Here is a 19,932-nt window from a genome sequence, read left to right as displayed (position 1 = left end):
AAAGGAACCATAAGACATGAATAGCTTTGCCGCCCGCTCCATCAAAGTTTTTACATATAGCGCACTTGCCCTGGGATTAATTGGCGGCGCGCTGGCGAAAACGAGTGATGCTGACATTCTGGCGCGTGAGGCTATGGAGCAAGAGAACCTGAAGAAAGCCGTTTGGTGTATGGAGGTTCTGGAAGTCGAATTGAACGTCGATCAGTTTGGCGAGGAATGCGTTGCAGAAGGACATATCGAACACGCGCCGCGCGTGCCCGATGGAAAAGACGGATTGATTCAGTATTTCGCGGCGCAACTCGAGCGGTTTCCTCAGATGCATGGCGATATAAAACGCGCGGGCGCAGACGGTGATCTGGTTTGGATGCATATTCATTTCAAAGCGACGCCAGATTCTGAAGGAAATGCGGGCATGCACATTTTCCGTATGGAAAACGGAAAGTTTGCTGAACATTGGGGGGTGGGCCAGCCAGTCGTTAAATCCTCCCTGCACGACAATTCCATGTTCTAGAAAGCAAAGTGGATTTCTGCGCGAAGACATTAAGACGCTATGTAATCTACCTGCGGATAAAGCTTCCTCCTTGCGACTGCCATGCAGAAAACCCCTCCACCCCTATAACGCGAAAAATACCTCATATCTGTTGAATTCGGCCATTTTTTTGAGGTTTGGTGAATACTTATCCAACACCTCGCACGCGCCCTTATGATGATCCTCGCGTCGTTATGCGGTCCGGCGAACTCGCGTCCCGTCTCTGAAGAGAGGGCGCAACACACGAAAAGGGCTCTTACGGCGCCGGGATATGGGAGCGAAAGTCCGCCATGTCCGGGCTCTTTGACATTGTGAATTTGTTTTGATGGGCGTTGTCCGCGCCCGCATATCCGCCGGTGCGCTACGCCCGGATATGCGGGCGCCGGGCGACGCGGCGTCAACGATTGTAAGCTGGGAACAAAGGCGCGGCGCCGGGTGTTTGAAAGGCGAAAGTCCCGCTTTCGTTCCTGTTTCAGCGATGAGGTCAATCATGACGGCGACACAGAAAAAACCGGCAGAAAAACCAGAAGCCGACGACCAGCACAAAGAGGCGGATGAAGAAAATAATTATGGCGGTCGAGATAGTCGTCCGGACAGAGATGTTAATCCCGCCGAGGATATGCATGTCGATGAGGATGAAGAAGGCGCTCCCGCAAAAACCGGTCGCCACAACGCGCAGCAGCGCAAGGACAAGAAGAAAGCCTAGCTTCGCTTTCTGGCCTCGCCGCCGCGCTTCAGCGTCCGGCCGGCCTTCACGGCGTCTCGCCCGAATTTTTCCCGAATAGCATCGATTGCTTTTTCAGTCTTGGCGATCTTTTCATTGCTGTCGCCGAAAAGGTCCGGCGCGCTTTCGCTCTCGCCCGCAAAGGACAGTCCCGAAAAACCCACGCCGATCAGGCGATAGGCTTTGCCCTGGGCGGCGTCATGGAGCATGGGCTTGGCCGCCGCAAAGGCGATGCGCGCGAGATTGGCGGGCGCGTCCAGCGTGGTGCGCCGGGTGATGGTTTTGAAGTCGGATGTTTTCAGTTTCAGCGTCACGGTGCGGCCTTCAAAACCGGACGCTTTCATGCGTGCGGAGACCTTCTCGCAGAGCTCCCACAACACGTCTTCGAGCCATTTCACATCGCGATGGTCTTCGTTGAAGGTCGTTTCCGATGAAACGCTTTTGGTTTCGCGTTCCGGTTTCACCGCGCGCTTGTCATCTCCTTGCGCAAGACGGGAAAGACGCAAGCCCATTTCTCCGTAAGTCTTGGCGAGCCGCGATACATCCATTTTCTGCAATTGCCCGATCGTGGCGACGCCGTCCTGTTCGAGTCTTTTCGCCATCGCCGCGCCGACGCCCCAGATCATCGTGACTTTCTGACGGGCGAGGAACGACTTGGTTTCTTCCTTGCCGATCACGGAAAAGCCGCGAGGTTTGTCGAGGTCCGAAGCGATCTTCGCCAGAAACTTGTTGTGGGAAAGACCGATGGAGGCTGTGACGCCAAGCTCATCTTTCACACGCGCCTGGAGCTTGGCCAGCGTGAGCGCCGGGGGTCCGCCATGAATGCGAGACGTGCCGGTGAGGTCCATGAAAGCTTCATCGATGGAGAGCGGCTCCACAAGCGGCGTCAAATCCAGCATCATTTGCCTGACGGCGCGGCCGACCTCTGCATATTTCGCCATATTGGGCTTGATGATGACCGCATTCGGACAAGCTTCGCGCGCCTTGAACATGGGCATGGCGGATTTGACGCCATAAGTCCGCGCCACATAACAGCAGGTGGAAACGACGCCGCGGACCCCGCCGCCAATGATCACGGGCAGGTCTTCAAGCTCTGGATTGTCGCGCTTTTCAATGGCGGCATAAAAGGCGTCGCAGTCGAGATGGGCGATGGAAAGGGTGAAAATCTCCGGATGCGCGGTGATTCGCGCCGACCCGCAGGCCGCGCAATAAGGCCGCGGGCCCCCCGCATTCACGGTCGTGAGCTGGCCGCAATCGCGGCAAAAACCAGGAATTTCGCCATTTTCAGGCATGAGAAGACCGAAAAACCGTTAAAATTCGCCGCAAGGAGGTCCCGGGGCGTTCAGGATAAACAATCAATTAAGACCTTTTGCGCAAAACTTTCCATCGACTGGGGCCGATTCGCGTTTGGGGGCCCGGAATACGAACAAAAGGCGTACTATGTCGGCCATGGAAAAGCTTGATTATTCAGCTGAACCGAAGACGGTGCTGATCGTTGAGGACAACGAGCTGAACATGAAGCTGTTCAGGGATCTCCTTGAAATCCACGGCTATAAGACACTTGAGGCCCGCACCGGGCCGGAAGCGCTGGAAGCGCTGAAAGACAATCATCCGGACCTCATTTTGATGGACATACAGCTTCCCGAAGTTTCGGGGCTCGAGGTCACGCGTGAAATCAAGAACAGTCCCGATCTCGCTGATATTCCAGTGATCGCCGTTACGGCGTTCGCTATGAAGGGCGATGAAGAAAGGATCCGTCAGGGCGGTTGCGAAGATTATATCGCAAAACCGATCTCTGTGGCGACGTTTCTTGAGAAAGTGAAAAGGTATTTGGACTAGGCTGTGGGGGTCTTAATAACCCTTTAAAGCCATGGGGGCTGCATGACGGCGCGCGTATTGGTCGTCGATGATCTGGAACCGAACGTTAAACTGCTCGAAGCAAAACTTCGGGCGGAATATTTTGACGTACTCGGCGCTTATTCGGGTCAAGAGGCGATCGATCTCGCCGTAAAAGAAAAACCCGACATCATCCTGCTCGATGTGATGATGCCCGGCATGGATGGTTTTGAGGCTTGCAGAAAGCTCAAAGCCAATCCTGAAACCATGCATATTCCAGTCGTTATGGTGACAGCCCTTGACCAGCAGGCGGACCGCGTCGCCGGTCTTGAGGCAGGCGCTGACGACTTCCTGACGAAACCGGTTGAAGACCTTGCGCTGTTCGCGCGGGTGCGCTCGCTGACGCGCCTCAAGATGATGACCGACGAATTGCGCGCGCGCTACGCCACGGGCAAGGATCTCGGCATTGTCGGCAAGATCGATCCTGACGCGGACACCGGCGAAACGCGGGTGTTCCTGATTGACGATAATGAAGACCAGGCGACGCGCCTGATCGCCGCGCTCGGCGATGACACCTATCAGGTCATCCATGAAGCCGATCCGGAGATCGCCCTTACCCGTGCGCGCGCCGGTGAGTTTGACCTTATTCTTGTGAATCTCTCCATCGAAGCCATGGACCCGTTGCGCCTGTGCTCGACGATCCGGTCATTCGAGGAAACACGCCTGACGCCGATCCTGGCGGTGGTGCGCCACGGGGATACGCGCAAACTCGTTCGCGCCCTCGATATCGGGGTTAATGACTATGTCACCCGGCCTGTGGACCGAAACGAACTGACCGCGCGGGTCACGACCCAGCTGCGCCGGAAACGCTATGTGGACCAGCTCCGCTCATCGTTCCAGGTGAGCCTCGAAATGGCGGTCACGGACCAGCTTACCGGCCTCTATAACCGCCGTTATCTCGCAAGCCACCTCTCTGCCATGTTCGACCGCGCCTATTGGACCGGCCGGCCGCTGGCGGTGATGATCCTCGACATTGACCACTTCAAGGACGTCAATGACAAGCATGGCCACGATATTGGCGATCTTGTGCTGAAAGAATTCGCCGATCGCATTTCAGGGGCGATAAGGGGCATCGATCTCGCCTGCCGCTATGGCGGGGAAGAATTTCTGGTGGCGATGCCGGATACGGATCTTTCATTTGCGTCGGTGGTCGCTGAACGCCTGCGCCAGGAGATCGCCGGTTCGAAATTCAGGTTCAATAACGGCCGTGACGAGCTTGGCGTCACCGTCTCCATCGGCATCGCCTCAACCGAGAACGGCCCGGAAGACGACAGCGCCCAGAAACTGATCAAGCGCGCGGATGAGGCGCTTTACGAAGCCAAGAATGGCGGGCGCAACCGCGTGATCCAAAGCGCGGCTTAGTCTCCAAAGCCCTTGAAAAACAACAAAAAAGCCGCCCTCAAGGGCGGCCTTTCATTCCGTAAAGAGGGCCGATCTTACTTGATCTTGCCTTCCTTGAATTCCACATGCTTGCGCGCGACGGGGTCGTACTTTTTCAGCACGAGCTTTTCCGTCATCGTGCGGGTGTTCTTTTTCGCCACGTAAAAATAGCCGGTGTTCGCGGTCGAATTGAGCCGGATTTTTACTGTTGTCGGTTTGGCCATGGGTCGCTCCTCGTGACCTTATTATCGCGCAAAATGAGCGCGGACCATACTCATGGTCTTTTAAGTGTCAAGCCATGGCGTCGCTTTTTCGCCTTTAGCAAGCGTTAAACATCCGCTTCCGGATCGGCGTCGGGCCCTGCGAAGCCATGCATGCGATTCGCCCATTGCAGTCCGATCATGGCGCCCTTCGAGGCTGGCAACAAAGCCCAGGTGAAAAGGATGATCAGCGGCAGCCAGATTGCAAATTGCAGCGTGATCGGCGGATCAAAGAGCTGCTTTGCGGCCAGCGCGAGCGGGATCATCACATGACCCACGATGATGATCGTGATGTAGGGCGGGGCGTCGTCGGCGCGATGCCCGGAGAGATCGAGGCCGCAGGCGTCACAGGTTGGCCTGGTTTTCACATAGCCCGAAAACAGCTTTCCGCGCCCGCATTGCGGGCATTTGTGGGAAAGTCCACGGGACATCGCCGAAGTCCATGAACGCCTGTCCTGATCGCCGCCGAAACTCTGAATTGCCTGTGTCATGGGCGTCTTATGGGGATGGCGCGGCCCTTTCGCAACGCGCCCAAAGCGCGCGGGCGATCCCCTCAGCCGAAGACCCGTTTGAAGATCACGTCCACATTCTTGGTGTGATAGGTGAGATCGAAAAGGCTCTCGAGGTCGGCGGCGGAAAGATGCGCCGTCACATCCTTGTCAGCCTGAAGGTTGTCGAGAAACAACCCTTCTCCGCGCCATGCCGGCATGGCGTTGCGTTGAACCAGCGAATAGGCCTCCTCGCGAGAGGCGCCAGCCTGTGTTAGCGCCAGCAGGACGCGCTGGGAGAAGATGAGGCCGTTAAGGCTGTTCATGTTGTCGAGCATGCGCTCCGGGTAAACCACAAGCTTTTCAACGACACCGGCGAGCCGGTTCAGGGCGAAGTCGAGATGCACGGTCGCATCGGGCCCGATGCCGCGCTCGACTGATGAATGCGAAATGTCGCGCTCATGCCACAGGGCGACATTCTCCATCGCCGGGATCACGGACATGCGCACGAGACGGGCGAGGCCGGTGAGGTTCTCCGTCAGCACCGGATTGCGCTTGTGCGGCATCGCCGACGAACCCTTCTGGCCTTTGGAGAAGAACTCCTCAGCTTCGAGCACTTCGGTGCGCTGAAGGTGACGAATCTCGACCGCCAGCCTTTCGACGGAGGAGGCGATGACGCCGAGCGCCGCGAAATAGGCGGCGTGACGGTCGCGCGGGATCACTTGCGTCGAGACCGGCTCTACGGCAAGGCCCATTTGGCCGGCGACATATTCCTCAACCGACGGGTCGATATTGGCGAAGGTGCCGACCGCGCCCGAGATCGCGCAAACGGCGATCTCTTCGCGGGCTGCTTCCAGCCGCCGCTTGCCGCGTTCAAATTCTGTGTAAAAGCCCGCGAGTTTCACGCCGAAGGTCGTCGGCTCGGCGTGGATGCCGTGGCTGCGGCCGACGCAGACATCGTTTTTGTGTTCAAGCGCACGTTTTTTCAGCGCCGCCAGCACCCGGTCCATATCGGCGAGCAGAAGGTCTGCCGCGCGGGTCATCTGCACCGACAGGCAGGTGTCGAGCACGTCGGACGACGTCATGCCCTGGTGCACGAACCGCGCATCCTCACCGACAAACTCAGCGAGATGGGTCAGGAAGGCGATGACATCGTGCTTCACCTCACGTTCGATCTCGTCAATGCGGGCGACGTCAAACTCGGCCTTGCCGCCTTTTTCCCAGATCGTCTTCGCCGCGCTTTCGGGAATGACCCCAAGCTCAGCCAGGCGGTCCGCCGCATGGGCTTCGATCTCGAACCAGATCCGGTATTTGGACGCGTCTGACCAGATCGCGGCCATTTCCGGACGGGTGTAGCGGGGGATCATCGGTAACTCCGTTTAAGTCGTGCTGGAACCGCCAGCAGGCGTGGAAGAGGCGTCGCCGCCGTCGAGATCAAGAGAGCCGAGCGGCGCGTCGCCCATTGCGGCGGGAGCAGGCGGGGTCTGACGCTGGCCCCAGATCCACCAGCCTATAGCGAGGCCGATGACGAAAGCCGCCAGCAACAAAGCCCACATATGCAAGGCAAGCCAGAGCATCCTCGCATCTCCTCCCTAACCGCGCGACGCCGCTCTTAGCGGTCTTCGATTTCCAGGTAATCGCGCATGGGCGCGCCCGTATAAATCTGACGCGGACGGCCGATTTTCTGGTTTGGATCTTCGATCATTTCGCGCCATTGGGCGATCCAGCCAACCGTCCGCGCAAGGGCGAAGAGGACGGTGAACATATCTGTCGGGAAGCCGAGCGCGCGAAGCGTGATGCCCGAATAGAAATCAATATTCGGATAGAGCTTTTTCTCGACGAAATAGGGGTCTTCGAGAGCGATCCGCTCAAGCTCCATCGCCACTTCAAGAAGCGGCTCATCCTTGACGTTGAGAGCGTCGAGCACTTCGTGGCAGGCCTTGCGCATGACTTTCGCGCGCGGATCGTAGTTCTTATAAACCCGATGGCCAAAGCCCATCAGACGGAACGGATCGTTCTTGTCTTTGGCGCGGGCGATAAATTCCGGAATCCGGTCGACCGAGCCGATTTCTTCCAGCATGTTGAGCGCCGCTTCATTGGCGCCGCCATGGGCGGGGCCCCAGAGAGAAGCGATGCCCGCCGCGATACAGGCGAACGGATTGGCGCCCGAAGAACCGGCGAGGCGAACCGTCGATGTCGACGCGTTCTGTTCGTGGTCCATGTGAAGAATGAAAATCTTGTCGAGCGCATCGCACAGGACAGGATTGAGTTCATATTCCTCAGCCGGCACCGCGAAACACATGCGCATGAAGTTCGATGTGAAGTCGAGATCATTGCGAGGAAAGACGAAAGGCTGTCCGGTGGAATATTTATAAGCCATCGCGGCGATGGTCGGCATTTTCGCAATCATGCGGTGGATCGCGACGCGGCGCTGGTGAGGGTCGTTGATATCTGTTGAGTCGTGATAGAAGGCGGAAAGCGCGCCGACAACGCCGACCATGATCGCCATCGGATGCGCGTCGCGCCGGAAACCCGAGTAAAAATTCTTGAGCTGTTCATGCACCATAGTGTGATGCGTGATGGATGTGTCGAAGCGCTGACGCTCCGCCTTGCTCGGCAACTCGCCATTGAGCAGGAGATAGGCGACTTCGAGAAAGTCGGAATTCTCCGCAAGCTGATCAATGGGATAGCCGCGATAGAGTAGAATGCCCTCATCGCCATCGATAAAGGTGATTTTCGACTCACAGCTTGCCGTTGAGGTGTAGCCGGGATCGAAAGTGAAAGCCTTGGTCTGCTTGTAAAGCGCCCTGATGTCGACGACGTCGGGCCCGTGAGTCGCCTTGAAAACGGGCAGTTCGGCGGTTATTCCATTGACCGTAAAGCTTGCCGTATCCGATTGTTTTAGATCGCTTTTCATGGATATAGCCTTTTCTTTTTGCAGCGCATCAACGCATGTTGCGGCGCACACTAGCCAGTTTACACAAGGGTTTCCAGTCCCACGTCATCAGGCCTGATCAGCAAGCCGTGAGCGTGATTCGTCTCTACCCAGCCCATATAGCACTTCGCCCAGCCCCGGCGAAGGCCGCCCGGCGGTGAGCGCCGCGCGGGCCGGCGGTCCCACGACGCCAAAACCGACATTTTTCGCGGCGGCAAAGGCCTGGAGCGTTTCGTCCAGCGTCTCAGGCGAGGCCCAGACGGCCTCTTCTGAAAGGGCATGGTTAAGATCGTTAAGGATGGCGGTCGCGCCTTCCTTGTGCAGGGGCTTGGCGGCCTTGCCTTCAATCGCGAGGGGACGCGTCAGAAACAGGAATTCTGATGCGGCGACCACATCAGCGAGCGTTGCGCAACGGGTCTTCAGGAACGCCGCAGAGCGCTGTAGCCGCGCCATATTATCTGTATCAAGATCAATTCCCGCCCGTTGGAGGAACGGCGCCGCCCAGCGCACAAACTCTTCATCGCTCAGCGCCGCAACGTAATGTGCATTCACATGGTTGAGTTTGTCGAGGTCGAGCCGGGCCGGCGCCTTGTTGATCCCCTTGAGATCGAAAAGCTGTTTGGCTTTTTCATAAGGGATGATCTCCTCATCGCCATGCGCCCAGCCGAGACGGAGAAGGTAATTGAACAGCCCTTCCGGCAGATAGCCCTGATCGCGATAGGCCTCGACGCCAAGCGCGCCGTGACGCTTTGAGAGTTTCGAGCCGTCGCTGCCATGGATCAGCGGAATATGCGCGAAGACGGGGAGCGGCCAGCCAAGCGCCTGATAGATTTGCGTCTGGCGTGCGGCGTTATTCAAATGATCGTCGCCGCGGATGACATGAGTCACGCCCATATCGTGATCGTCAACAACGACAGCGAGATTATAGGTCGGCCCGCCATCGGAACGCAGAATGATGAGATCGTCGATCGCCGAATTGGGAAAGGCGACGCGGCCCTGCACCGCATCCTCGACAATGGTCTCGCCGTCGCGCGGCGCCTTGAAGCGAATGGAGAAGGGCGCATCCGGCGCGGTGGCGGGGTCCGCATCGCGCCACTTGCTTTCAAAACGCACGCCATCGGCTCTCGCCTGATCCCGCGCAGCGGTGATTTCATCCGGCGTCAGGTAACAGCGATAAGCCTTGCCCTCCGCCAGCAACTGATTGGCGATTTCGACGTGACGCGGGGCCTGCTCATATTGCGACACCGGCTCGCCGTCCCAGTCGAGGCCGAGCCATGTGAGCCCGTCAATGATCGCCTGCACCGCCTCAGGCGTATGGCGCGCGCGGTCCGTATCCTCGATGCGCAGGAGAAACTTGCCGCCGCGCCCGCGCGCATAGAGCCAGTTGAACAGCGCAGTCCGCGCGCCGCCAATATGAAGATAGCCCGTAGGCGAGGGGGCGAAGCGGGTGACGACAGGCTGTTGATTATCGGCCATACTAAAGCGACCGGCTCCTCTTGTTGCGTTTCGGTGTTGCGGGCGCGGGATAACATGGGGGGTCCCCGGCGCCTATGCCTTTGGGGCCAGTGCAGATGACCGCTGATCCCTTGAAATTGGCTTCTGTTGGCGAGGATTTCGCGCAAGCGCCGCCCTTTTCGCGGATGACCTATCTCGGCGGTCAGGCCGTCCGGCGCTGGGCGGCGATGGATTTTGCACGCCTCAGCCTGTGGACGCCCGCCGCCATCGGCCTCGGCGCCGGGCTTTATTTCGGGCTGAAGTCAGAGCCGGACTGGCCTCTGGGCGTTGCGGCGCTGGCGCTTCTCGCCGGGTTTTCCTTTTGGCGCTCACCATTTCAGCGTGTGTTCACCTTGTTGATGTTCGTCGCGCTCGGCTTTGTCGCTGCGGACTGGCGCACCGCCCAGACCGCAGCGCCGCAGTTGTCGCGCGAGCTTGGTTTTGCCGAAGTGACAGGGCGGCTTCTCTCGGTCGAGGAAAGCGCGCGTCAGCGGCGTTACGTCATCGCGCTCACCAGTATTGAAGATCTTGAAGCCGATGAAACCCCGGCGCGGGCGCGTCTCACCTGGCGCGGCGAAGGATTTGACGCAAGACCCGGCGATCTCATCAGCGTTCGCGCGCGTTTATCGCCGCCGCCGCCGCCGGTTGCGCCCGGCGCTTTTGACTTTGCGCGCCAGCTTTATTTCCAGCGCATCGGCGCCGTCGGGTTCGCTGTCTCGGCGCCGGTTGCAGACCCGGACGCTGCGAGAACATTTCGGCAAAGACTGGCCGCCAGTATCGAGACCATGCGCGTCAATCTCGCCGCGCGCATTATCGAGGCGACGCCAAACCATAAGGAAGGCGGGGCGATCCTCGCTGCGATTGTGACAGGTAAGCGCGGCGCTATTAGCGACCGCGCCGAAGCGGCGCTGCGCGATGCAGGGCTTGCGCATCTGCTGGCGATCTCCGGGCTTCACATGGGGCTGGCGACGGGGCTGGTGTTTTTCACCGTGCGCTTCGGACTGGCGGCGGTGGAGCCCATCGCCTTGCGGTACCCCATCAAGAAATGGGCCGCGGCGGCGGCGCTCATGTCTGGTGCTTTCTATCTGATTTTATCCGGGGGCGGATGGTCGGCGCGGCGCGCCTTCATCATGGCGGCGATCATGTTCCTCGCCATCCTTGTGGACCGACGCGCGCTGTCCCTGCGCAATGTCGCGATTGCAGCGGTGATTATTCTCCTCACGACGCCGGAAGCCTTGTTCAGCACCGGCTTTCAGATGTCTTTCGCCGCGGTGACCGCGCTGATCGCCGCTTATGAATGGCTTGGCGCGCGCGCCGATCCGGGCCGAAGTTTCACCTGGGGCGCGAGGCTGCGCCGCTATGGAATTGCGCTGGCCGTCACCGACATCATCGCCGCGCTCGCGACCGCGCCTTACGCGCTTTATCATTTCAATCGCGTCGCACTCTATTCACTGCCCGCCAATATGGCGGCGATGCCGCTGATGGGTTTTTTCATCGTGCCTTTCGCGGTCGCGGCCCTCTTGCTGGCGCCGCTCGGTCTCGATGGCTGGGCCTGGCGCGCGGCGGCCTGGTGGATGGAGCTGGTGTTGAACATCGCCAGCGGTGTCGCCGGGCTCGACGGCGCGGTCTCCACCACGCCGCAATGGCCGCAATCGGCGATGATTGTGCTGACCCTTGGCGGTCTGTGGCTGTGTCTTTCGCGCGCGCCGTGGCGGCTGGCGGGGCTCACCGCGATACCTGTCGCTGCAATGCTGGTCGCCGGCGCGCGCGCGCCTTTGCTGTTCGTCTCGCCCACGGGGATGAACGCCGGGGTCATCGTACATAACGGGGAGGGTGAGCCCACGCTTTACGTTCATTCCACGCGCCGCGAGAAATTCGCCGCGAGCATGTGGGAAGAGGCGGCAGGGCTCGATATTGAACGGGTGAAACCGGCGGCGCTGACAGAGATCCTCGCCTGCGATCCGGCCGGATGCGCCGGAGAGATCACGGATCGCGCAGTCATCACTGCCGCTTTTGTCAGCGACCCGGCCAGCCTCAGCGAAGACTGTCACCGCGCCGATCTCGTGGTTGCGTTCTTTCCGGCGAGCAGCGCCGACTGGCGGGCGTGCAAAGCCGTCCTCATCGACCGGCGCTCTGCGTGGAACCGCGGCGCCCACGCAGTATGGGTCGAGGAAGACGGATTGTTGAAAGTGCAATCCGCAAATGACCTGCGCGGGAACCGCCCCTGGACCGGCGACGGTTAGTTATACCGCCGCATCAGCCCCACGAGCTTGCCCTGCACCGCGACGCGGTCCGGCCCGTAAATGCGGGTCTCAAAGGCGGGGTTTGCGGCTTCGAGCGCGACGGAGGCGCCCTTGCGGCGCAGGCGCTTCAGGGTCGCTTCCTCATCATCGACCAGCGCCACGACAATCGCGCCGTTCTCTGCATCGGAGCAGCGCTTGATCACGACGAAATCGCCATCTTCGATGCCGGCGTTGATCATCGACTCTCCCTGCACCTCGAGCACGTAATGATCGCCCTTGCCGATAAAGGCTTCGGGAGCTGAGAACCGGTCCACCTCGTGCTGGATCGCCTCAATCGGCGTGCCCGCGGCGATGCGCCCGAGAACGGGAAGGTCAACAACCCCGGCCGCCGGCGCTGAAACCTGTTGCGGCGATGGGGTGGGGCGCCCGCGCTTGAAATCGGGGCTCGACACCACCGCCGGGCGGAAGCCCTTTTGCGCGGGGCTCGGCTTGACGCTGGGCTTGGTGTCTTCCGGCATTTTCAGGACCTCAAGCGCACGGGCCCGATGGGGCAGGCGACGGATGAAGCCGCGCTCCTCCAGCGCCGTGATCAGCCGGTGAATGCCGGATTTGGAGCGCAGGTCCAGCGCCTCTTTCATCTCGTCGAAAGACGGCGAGACCCCGGTTTCGCTGAGCCGGTCATTGATGAAAACCAGCAATTCATGCTGTTTTTTGGTGAGCATTTCCGCCCTCGCACTTCTTTTTGCGGGCCCGGCGTCAGGGAAGGTTTTCCACAGCGCGGCCCTTGAGAGGTTCTTCTGGCGCCGGACATTCAACCAATGGCTGTTTGCACGCCCGAAACGACACAAGAACAAAACAACAACGATGTTCTATGGTTGTTCCACAGGGCCGTCAACTGGCGAAATGAAATCACGTAATAGAAACAGGGTGGAGCAGCGCTTTTGTAGCGGCCCTTACATCTTGCTCACGCATCAGGCTTTCGCCCACTAGGAACGCCCTGGCGCCGTCGCCGGAAAGCCGGACGAGATCGGCGTGGCTATTGATGCCGCTCTCGCTGACTAGTAGCGCGGAGGAAGGGGCCAGCGCCGCCAGCCTCGATGTCGTATTAAGAGAAGTCTCAAAAGTCGCAAGATTACGGTTGTTTACGCCTATAAGATTGGCGTTAAGCTTAATGGCGCGGGCCATCTCTTCTTCGTCATGGGTCTCCACCAGCACGTCAAGGTCATAGCCGCTCGCCGCCGCCATCAGCTCGGCGGCCTGGGCGTCTGAAAGACACGCCATGATCAGCAAGATGCAGTCCGCGCCCCAGGCCCGGGCCTCGGCGACCTGATAGGGGTCGATCATGAAATCCTTGCGCAAGGCGGGCAGGCGGGTCGCTTCGCGGGCTTGCCTGAGGAACGCCGGCGCGCCCTGAAAGCTCGGCCCGTCTGTGAGCACGGAAAGACAGGCCGCGCCGCCACCCTCATAGGCGCTGGCGATAGCCGCCGGGTCGAAGTCGGGGCGAATAAGACCCTTGGACGGGCTCGCCTTTTTCACCTCGGCGATGAGGGCGAAGCCATGGGCCGCCTTTTTCTCCAGCGCGCGGCGGAAGCCGCGCACCGGGCCGGCGTCCTTCGCCAGCGCTTCAATAGCGGCGAGGGGTGCGTCGGCTTTCGCATGCGCCACTTCGGTTTTCTTGTAAGCGATGATGTCGTCGAGAATGGTCATTGGTTCGAGCACTCAACCAGTCTTTGCAGCGCGCCCATCGCTGCGCCGCTGTCGATCGCCTGTTCCGCGATGCGCGCAGCGGCGTCGAGATTATCGGCCCTGTCCGCAACAATCAGCGCCGCCGCAGCGTTCAAGACGGCGATATCGCGATAGGCGGATTTTTCGCCTTCAAGCAAGCGCCACAACGCCGCCGCGTTTTCCGAGGGATCGCCTCCGGCGAGATCAGCCGCGCTGGCGCGGTTTAATCCGGCCTCTTCGGGGGTCACGTCGAATTCGGTGACGGCGCCGTCTTTGAGCGCCGCCACATGGCTGGCGCCGGTGGTCGTCAATTCATCGAGGCCGTCGCTGCCATGCACCACCCAGGCGCGCGTAACGCCGAGAAGGGGCATCACTTCGGCGATGGGGCGCACGAGATCGCGCGCAAACACGCCCATAACCTGGCGCGTCGCCCCGGCCGGATTGGAAAGGGGGCCGAGGACATTGAAGATTGTCCTGACGCCAAGCCCCTTGCGCGCCGCCGCCACATGGCCAACCGCCTTGTGATGCAGGGCCGCAAACATGAAGCCCACATTGGCCTCTTCGATGCAGCGCGCGATCTGCTCCGGCTTAATATTGAGCTTGACGCCGAGCTCCTCCAGCACTTCCGAGGAGCCGGACTTTGACGAAAGCGCTTTATTGCCGTGCTTTGCCACTCGCACGCCGCAGCCAGCAACAATCAGCGCTGATGCGGTTGAAATATTGTAAGTCCCGGCGCCGTCGCCGCCTGTGCCACAAGTGTCAATAACGTCATCTGGCGCATCCACCTTCAAGGCGTGATCGCGCATCGCCATGGCCGCCGCCGCGATCTCCTCCACCGTTTCCCCGCGCGCGCGCAACGCTGCAAGGAAACCGGCGATTTCGATGTCGCTCGCCTCGCCGGAAAACAGCGCATTCATCGCCTCGCGCATTTCGGCGGCGGACAATGGCACGCCGGAGGTGGCACGCTGAAGATGCGGTGTGAAAGAACTCATGAACGAACCGCCGACAGAAAATTGGAGAACATCCGCGCGCCATGCTCCGTCGCGATGCTTTCGGGATGGAACTGCACGCCCATGATCGGCAGGTCGCGATGGGCCAGCCCCATAATCTCGTTATCGTCCGCCGCTGTCGCAGTGACGCTCAGCGCGTTCGACAGGCTGATGCGTTCAGCCACCAGCGAATGATAGCGCGTTGCAATGAAGGGCGAGGGCAGCCCGGCGAAGACGCCTTCCCCCTGATGGGTGATCTCCGAGGTTTTGCCATGCATGAGGCGGTCTGCGCGGATGATGGAGCCGCCGAAGCTCTGGGCGATGGACTGCATGCCGAGGCAGACCCCGAATAGAGGCACCCGCTTTTGCGCCGCCGCCGCCACAAGCTCGAGGCAAATCCCGGCCTCGTTGGGGGTGCAAGGCCCCGGAGACAGGACAATCGCCTCCGCCCCCATATCCAGCGCTTCCGCCGCCGTCACGGCGTCATTGCGGACCACCGTCACTTCTTCCCCCAATTCCCCGATCAGGTGAAAAAGGTTGAAGGTGAAACTGTCATAGTTGTCGATCAGCAGGATCATTGGGCCCGAGAATCAGTAATAGTGATCTGTTGGGAGAATGATTTAACGCCGATGCGGAGGGGCGCAAGCCTTTGGTTTTGCATGCGGCGGCGGGAACAATGACGCGAATGCGCAGAAAGACCATCTTGGGCGCCCGGTTTCCCGGAGATAGAGCAGGCAATGCCGGCCTGATCGCCACCGTGGCGATGGCCTTCGCGGGTGTTCTTGTGGGCGCCCTTTCCGCCTATCTCGGCCAGCGCGGCGCCACCGCAGCGGCGATTGTGCGGGCGCCATCCGAAAAAATCGAGATCGCTGAAGACCCGGCCCGCGCCGAGCGGGACCGGATCATCGCTGAGATTGTCTCCGGCGCGCCGGAGCGCCTGCGCCCGCCGGAGGGACAATTGCCGGCTTATGTGCAGCCCGCAGCGCGGCCCAAAATCGTGATCATTCTCGACGATATGGGCGTTGACCGGCGCAACAGCGAACGCGCGCTGAACCTTCCCGGACCTGTGACCTATTCCTTCCTGCCTTATGCGGGGAAGGTGAACGACCTCGCCCAGACGGCGCGCAAGGCCGGGGCCGAAGTGATGCTGCATCTTCCCATGGAGCCGCGCGGCGACGCCGATCCGGGGCCGCATGCGCTCAAAGCCGGGATGACCGGCGGGGAGTTCCTGAAAACGCTGGAATGGAACCTTGATCGTTTCGCGGGCTATACGGGCGTCAACAACCATATGGGCTCGAAGCTCACCGAAGACATCGCCGTCATGAAGTCGCTTCTGGGCTATCTCGATCATCGCGGCGTGTTTTTTCTCGACTCGGTGACGACCCCGAACAGCGCCGCGCGTCAGGCCGCGAAAGAACTGGGCGTTGAGATTTTTGCGCGCGATGTATTTCTCGATAATGACGTTGGCGACGCCGACTCCGTGAAAGCGCAACTCTCGCTCGCCGAGCGCATCGCCAGAGAAACGGGTTATGTGGTGGCCATCGGCCATCCGCATCCCGAAACGCTGGAGGCGCTTGGTCCCTGGCTCACAACGGCGCCTGCGCGCGGATATGATCTGATCTTCGCCAGCGGATTGCGCCGGGTCGAAAGCGCGGACGAGCCGCAGGCCTTTGCAGCCGCGCCGGGGCTGCGCCTTTAAAGGCGCACAAAAAAAGAGCGCCGAAGCGCTCTTTTCCTGATTTGAAATTTAACGATCTGACAGCGCTTGTTACGACGCTTTTTTGTCGGCGATATAAGCGTCGACAAGTTCTTCCAGGATCGGCAGCGCGACGGCGCCGTTTTTCAACACGACATCATGGAAATCGCGCAGGTCGAAATCATCGCCCAGCGCTTTTTTCGCTTTGTCACGCAGGTCGAGGATCTTGATCATACCAATCTTGTAGGAGAGGGCCTGACCCGGCATGTCGAGATAGCGCTCGACTTCCTTGGTCACGTCTTCCTCAGTCATCGGATTGTTGTCGAGCATGAACTGGATCATCTGTTCGCGCGTCCATTTTTTTGAATGTCCGCCGGTGTCGACAACAAGACGGCAGGCCCGCAGCATCTCATTTTGGAGCCGCCCGAAATCTTGCATCGGATCGGTGAAGCGGCCTTCCTCCTTGGCAAGACGCTCAGCGTAAAGCCCCCAGCCTTCCGTATAGGCGCCGAAAAAGGCGAATTTCTGGAAGGTGGGAACGCCGGTCAGTTCCTGCTGGATTGCAATCTGGAAATGGTGGCCCGGCGCGCCTTCGTGATAGGCGACGGTTTCCATCTCATGCTTCTGTTTAGTCGTCATGTCTTTCAGATTGACGTAGTAGATGCCTGGGCGCAAACCATCCGGGGACGGACGGTTATAAAACGCGATGGGCGCTGTTTCTTCACGCCACTCCTCAACCTTGCGCACTTCAAGCGGGGCTTTCGGCAGAATATTGAAATATTTGTCCACATCCGCATAGATCGAGTCGATATAGCCTTTTGACTGATCCAGATAAGCCTGACGGCCTTCATCAGTGTTCGGAAAGAAATTCGACGGATCGGTGCGCAGGAAGGTGAAGAACTCAGACAGAGAGCCGTCAAAGCCGACCTGCTTGATGATTTTTTCCATTTCTTTGCGGATGCGTTTCACATCCTTAAGGCCGATCTTGTGAATCTCCGCCGCGGAAAGGTCTTTTTCGCTGGTCCAGAATGAAATCTGGTTTTCGTAGTATTCCTTACCCTGCGGCAACGCCCAGACGCCGTTGGGGCCGTGTGAGCGGTCGCGCAAAGACGCTACCTTGGCGATAAAGCTTTCATAGGCGGTTTTATAAGGGCCCGTCAGCGCCGCTTCGGCCTCAGAAATAAGACGGGCCTTTTCCGACGCGGAAATTTCAAGCGCATCAACCTTGGTCTTGAAATCCGCATAGATGGCGTTGTCTTCGCCGCTATCGTCGAACGGCGCGCCTTTGACCATATTGGCACTGTCTTCGAGCACAGGGTCGAAGGAAAACGAGGTCGGCACAATGCCGCGCTCTGCAGCCATATCGATGCCTTCAATCAATTGCTCCATGGCGACATCGAGCTTGTTGATACGCGAGACATAGGCTTCCGCGTCAGAAACATTGTCGACGCGGTGGATATTCTGCAGGAATGTCGCCGGGAAGGTCGACGGATTGTTCATGGTCGAGAAGGCGTAACCATGGAAACGGTAGTCAAAACCTTCGAGGGCCCGCTCCTGCAGGAATTCGAAAATGCGATAGCTGACTTTCGACTGCTCAGAAAGTTTGTCGTAGTCGAATTCCGCGCGAAGACGGCTCAGGTCATCTTTTGTTTCTTCATTCTGACGGATCGCTTCAGCATCGGAGAAATCATCCCATTCGCCATAGCGTTCGGTCTTCATTCCCATCTGGGCCTGAAAGATCGGACTGTTGGCGAGATTGCGCTGGAAAATTTCCTCGAAAAACGCGGACAGGCGTTCGTCTTCGGTTTGCGCGGCTTCCATCGCCGCCGGCTCCGTTGTTTGTGCGTAGACGCTTGCGCCTGTCAGTGCGGCGAAAGCCGTCGTCGCGGCCAGTGCGGCCTTGAGTGATTTCATCATGAGGCACCCCTTCCATGGTCTTTGAGCGCGTGTGATATACGCGCAGCCTGAGAGGGTTTTAAGGCATATTCGCGCTGGGAGCCGAGGGCTTTATCGCAAGAGGCGAGCAATTCGTCGCAAAAATGACGGCGCTAAGCCCCGTGATCAGCGGTTGCCTTCGCGGGCGAGGGCGGATTTGGCCGCTGCGAACAACGCCTTCGCCTTGTTTTCGCATTCAGCCTGCTCCGAGGCCGGATCGGAATCGGCGACAATCCCGGCGCCCGCCTGCACATACATTGTCCCGTCCTTGACCACAGCGGTGCGCAGCGCGATGCAGGTGTCCACATTGCCGTTGGCGGAGAAATAGCCGATGGCGCCGGCGTAAACGCCGCGCGCGTCTTTTTCGAGTTCGTCGATAATTTCCATGGCGCGAATTTTCGGCGCCCCGGAAACGGTGCCTGCCGGAAAACCGCTGACGACCGCATTCACGGGATGTTCGCCATCGCGCAAACGGCCAACCACATTGGAGACGATGTGCATGACATGGCTATAGCGCTCTATAGTGAACTGGTCCGTCACCTTGACCGTGCCGACCGCCGCCGACCGCCCCACATCATTGCGGCCAAGATCGAGCAGCATCAGATGTTCCGCGCGTTCTTTCGGATCGTTGATCAGCTCTTCGGCGAGTCTGTTATCTTCCTGAGGGGTGGCGCCGCGCGGGCGGGTGCCGGCGATGGGGCGGATGGTGATTTCGCCATCGCGCACGCGCACCAGAATCTCCGGGCTCGATCCGATCACATGAAAATCATCGAAATTAAAATAGAACATGAAAGGCGAGGGGTTCGATCGCCTGAGCGCACGATACAGGGAAAAAGGCGGCGCATCGAAGGGCCGGGAGAAACGCTGGCTCAGCACCACCTGAAAAATGTCCCCAGCGCCGATATAGTCTTTCGCGCGCGCCACCATCGCCTTGTAATCGGCTTCAGGTGTGTTTGATTTTTGCGGCGCTTCCAGCGCGCTCTCATCTACGGCGCTGCGCGCCTCGGCCAGGGGCGCCTGCAAATCCGATATGGCGTCAGCAAGGCGTTCGGCCGCGCGAGAATAAGCTGCGCGCGCCGGCACGCCAGGCTCCGGCCGCACTGGTGAGAACAGGCTGATTTCCTGACGCACATTGTCGAAGATCGCAACGACAGTGGGGCGGATGAATAGCGCATCCGGCGTTCCAAGGCCGCCTTCCGGTTTCGGGCCGAGGCGCTCCATCTGGCGCACCATGTCATAGCCGAGATAACCGAACACGCCGGCGGCCATGGGCGGCGCGCCTTCGGGCGGGGTGACTTCGGATTCGGCCAGCAACCTTTTAAGGTTTTCGAGCGCCGGCCCTTCTTCAGGCTGAAACGCGTTCACATCGACGGCGGCGTTGCGGTTGATCTCCGACCTTGCGCCGTCCGCGCGCCAGATAATATCGGGTTTGAAACCGATGATCGAGAAACGGCCGAGCTGTTCGCCGCCTTCAACAGATTCCAGCAGGAAGGCGTTTTTGCGATTGGCGGCGAGTTTCAGATAGGCCGACACCGGCGTTTCGAGATCGTTGACCAGACTGCGCCAGATTAACTGCGGCCTCCCGTCAGCATAAGTCCGCTCAAAACTTTCAAAATCGGGACTTACGCTCACGGCAGG

General features: G+C 59.6%; 19 protein-coding genes. 6 read left to right on the top strand and 13 right to left on the bottom strand.

Annotated elements, in window-relative coordinates:
• Positions 1 to 16 precede the first annotated feature (16 nt).
• Complete coding sequence (locus ACFOOP_RS14845; RefSeq protein ID WP_379881901.1) at positions 17 to 511, top strand: nuclear transport factor 2 family protein; 495 nt, start codon at positions 17 to 19, stop codon at positions 509 to 511.
• Positions 512 to 1,019: 508 nt separating this feature from the next.
• A complete protein-coding gene (locus ACFOOP_RS14840; RefSeq protein WP_379881900.1) occupies positions 1,020 to 1,235 on the top strand; it encodes a hypothetical protein in 216 nt (71 codons plus the stop codon).
• On the opposite strand, the gene ACFOOP_RS14835 is transcribed toward ACFOOP_RS14840, so the two are convergent.
• Positions 1,232 to 2,545: a DNA polymerase IV gene (locus tag ACFOOP_RS14835; RefSeq protein ID WP_379881899.1), complete on the bottom strand. Its 1,314-nt coding sequence runs from the start codon at positions 2,543 to 2,545 to the stop codon at positions 1,232 to 1,234. The genes ACFOOP_RS14840 and ACFOOP_RS14835 overlap by 4 nt on opposite strands.
• Before the next feature lie 148 nt (positions 2,546 to 2,693).
• On the opposite strand from ACFOOP_RS14835, the gene ACFOOP_RS14830 reads away from it, so the two are divergent.
• Complete coding sequence (locus tag ACFOOP_RS14830) at positions 2,694 to 3,092, top strand: response regulator (protein ID WP_379881898.1); 399 nt, start codon at positions 2,694 to 2,696, stop codon at positions 3,090 to 3,092.
• A 42-nt stretch (positions 3,093 to 3,134) separates the two neighbouring features.
• Positions 3,135 to 4,511: a PleD family two-component system response regulator gene (locus ACFOOP_RS14825; protein WP_379881896.1), complete on the top strand. Its 1,377-nt coding sequence runs from the start codon at positions 3,135 to 3,137 to the stop codon at positions 4,509 to 4,511.
• A gap of 74 nt (positions 4,512 to 4,585) precedes the next feature.
• Here the strand turns inward: ACFOOP_RS14825 and rpmG are convergent, their stop codons facing one another.
• The 6 genes from rpmG to gltX all read right to left on the bottom strand — a co-directional run bounded on the left by rpmG (position 4,586) and on the right by gltX (position 9,688).
• A complete protein-coding gene (gene rpmG / locus ACFOOP_RS14820; RefSeq protein ID WP_379881895.1) occupies positions 4,586 to 4,753 on the bottom strand; it encodes a 50S ribosomal protein L33 in 168 nt (55 codons plus the stop codon).
• Positions 4,754 to 4,857: 104 nt separating this feature from the next.
• Positions 4,858 to 5,280 carry a DUF983 domain-containing protein gene (locus ACFOOP_RS14815; RefSeq protein ID WP_379881894.1) on the bottom strand — a complete coding sequence of 141 codons (423 nt, stop codon included), beginning with the start codon at positions 5,278 to 5,280 and terminating at the stop codon, positions 4,858 to 4,860.
• 62 nt (positions 5,281 to 5,342) lie between these two features.
• Positions 5,343 to 6,644 carry an adenylosuccinate lyase gene (gene purB, locus ACFOOP_RS14810; protein ID WP_379881893.1) on the bottom strand — a complete coding sequence of 434 codons (1,302 nt, stop codon included), beginning with the start codon at positions 6,642 to 6,644 and terminating at the stop codon, positions 5,343 to 5,345.
• 12 nt (positions 6,645 to 6,656) lie between these two features.
• The gene (locus ACFOOP_RS14805) at positions 6,657 to 6,854 is read right to left on the bottom strand and encodes a hypothetical protein (RefSeq protein WP_379881892.1); all 198 of its coding nucleotides are present in this window, start codon (positions 6,852 to 6,854) and stop codon (positions 6,657 to 6,659) included.
• A gap of 35 nt (positions 6,855 to 6,889) precedes the next feature.
• Positions 6,890 to 8,194, bottom strand: coding sequence for a citrate synthase (gltA, locus tag ACFOOP_RS14800; protein WP_379881891.1), 1,305 nt, complete (start codon positions 8,192 to 8,194; stop codon positions 6,890 to 6,892).
• Between the two features lie 87 nt (positions 8,195 to 8,281).
• Positions 8,282 to 9,688: a glutamate--tRNA ligase gene (gene gltX, locus ACFOOP_RS14795; protein WP_379881890.1), complete on the bottom strand. Its 1,407-nt coding sequence runs from the start codon at positions 9,686 to 9,688 to the stop codon at positions 8,282 to 8,284.
• 95 nt (positions 9,689 to 9,783) lie between these two features.
• Here gltX and ACFOOP_RS14790 point away from each other — a divergent pair, with 95 nt between their 5' ends.
• Positions 9,784 to 11,949, top strand: a complete 2,166-nt coding sequence (locus tag ACFOOP_RS14790; RefSeq protein ID WP_379881889.1) for a ComEC/Rec2 family competence protein — start codon at positions 9,784 to 9,786, stop codon at positions 11,947 to 11,949.
• On the opposite strand, the gene lexA is transcribed toward ACFOOP_RS14790, so the two are convergent.
• From lexA to ACFOOP_RS14770, 4 genes are all read right to left on the bottom strand, one after another.
• A complete protein-coding gene (lexA, locus tag ACFOOP_RS14785) occupies positions 11,946 to 12,671 on the bottom strand; it encodes a transcriptional repressor LexA (protein WP_379881888.1) in 726 nt (241 codons plus the stop codon). The two genes, ACFOOP_RS14790 and lexA, sit on opposite strands and share 4 nt — an antisense overlap.
• A gap of 187 nt (positions 12,672 to 12,858) precedes the next feature.
• Positions 12,859 to 13,656, bottom strand: coding sequence for an indole-3-glycerol phosphate synthase TrpC (gene trpC, locus ACFOOP_RS14780; protein WP_379882902.1), 798 nt, complete (start codon positions 13,654 to 13,656; stop codon positions 12,859 to 12,861).
• Positions 13,653 to 14,666, bottom strand: a complete 1,014-nt coding sequence (trpD, locus tag ACFOOP_RS14775; protein WP_379881887.1) for an anthranilate phosphoribosyltransferase — start codon at positions 14,664 to 14,666, stop codon at positions 13,653 to 13,655. The genes trpC and trpD overlap by 4 nt, the downstream gene beginning before the upstream one ends.
• Positions 14,663 to 15,241: an anthranilate synthase component II gene (locus tag ACFOOP_RS14770; protein WP_379881886.1), complete on the bottom strand. Its 579-nt coding sequence runs from the start codon at positions 15,239 to 15,241 to the stop codon at positions 14,663 to 14,665. The genes trpD and ACFOOP_RS14770 overlap by 4 nt, the downstream gene beginning before the upstream one ends.
• Before the next feature lie 98 nt (positions 15,242 to 15,339).
• On the opposite strand from ACFOOP_RS14770, the gene ACFOOP_RS14765 reads away from it, so the two are divergent.
• Complete coding sequence (locus tag ACFOOP_RS14765; RefSeq protein WP_379881885.1) at positions 15,340 to 16,362, top strand: divergent polysaccharide deacetylase family protein; 1,023 nt, start codon at positions 15,340 to 15,342, stop codon at positions 16,360 to 16,362.
• A 69-nt stretch (positions 16,363 to 16,431) separates the two neighbouring features.
• On the opposite strand, the gene ACFOOP_RS14760 is transcribed toward ACFOOP_RS14765, so the two are convergent.
• Both ACFOOP_RS14760 and trpE read right to left on the bottom strand, forming a co-directional pair.
• Positions 16,432 to 18,276 carry a DUF885 domain-containing protein gene (locus tag ACFOOP_RS14760; RefSeq protein WP_379881884.1) on the bottom strand — a complete coding sequence of 615 codons (1,845 nt, stop codon included), beginning with the start codon at positions 18,274 to 18,276 and terminating at the stop codon, positions 16,432 to 16,434.
• Positions 18,277 to 18,420: 144 nt separating this feature from the next.
• A complete protein-coding gene (trpE, locus tag ACFOOP_RS14755; protein ID WP_379881883.1) occupies positions 18,421 to 19,926 on the bottom strand; it encodes an anthranilate synthase component I in 1,506 nt (501 codons plus the stop codon).
• Positions 19,927 to 19,932 lie beyond the last annotated feature (6 nt).

The organism is Hyphococcus aureus (assembly GCF_042643165.1).
Classification (GTDB): domain Bacteria; phylum Pseudomonadota; class Alphaproteobacteria; order Caulobacterales; family Parvularculaceae; genus Hyphococcus; species Hyphococcus aureus.
Note: the sequence above shows the minus strand (reverse complement) of the source record. Positions and strands in the feature narration are given on the sequence as shown.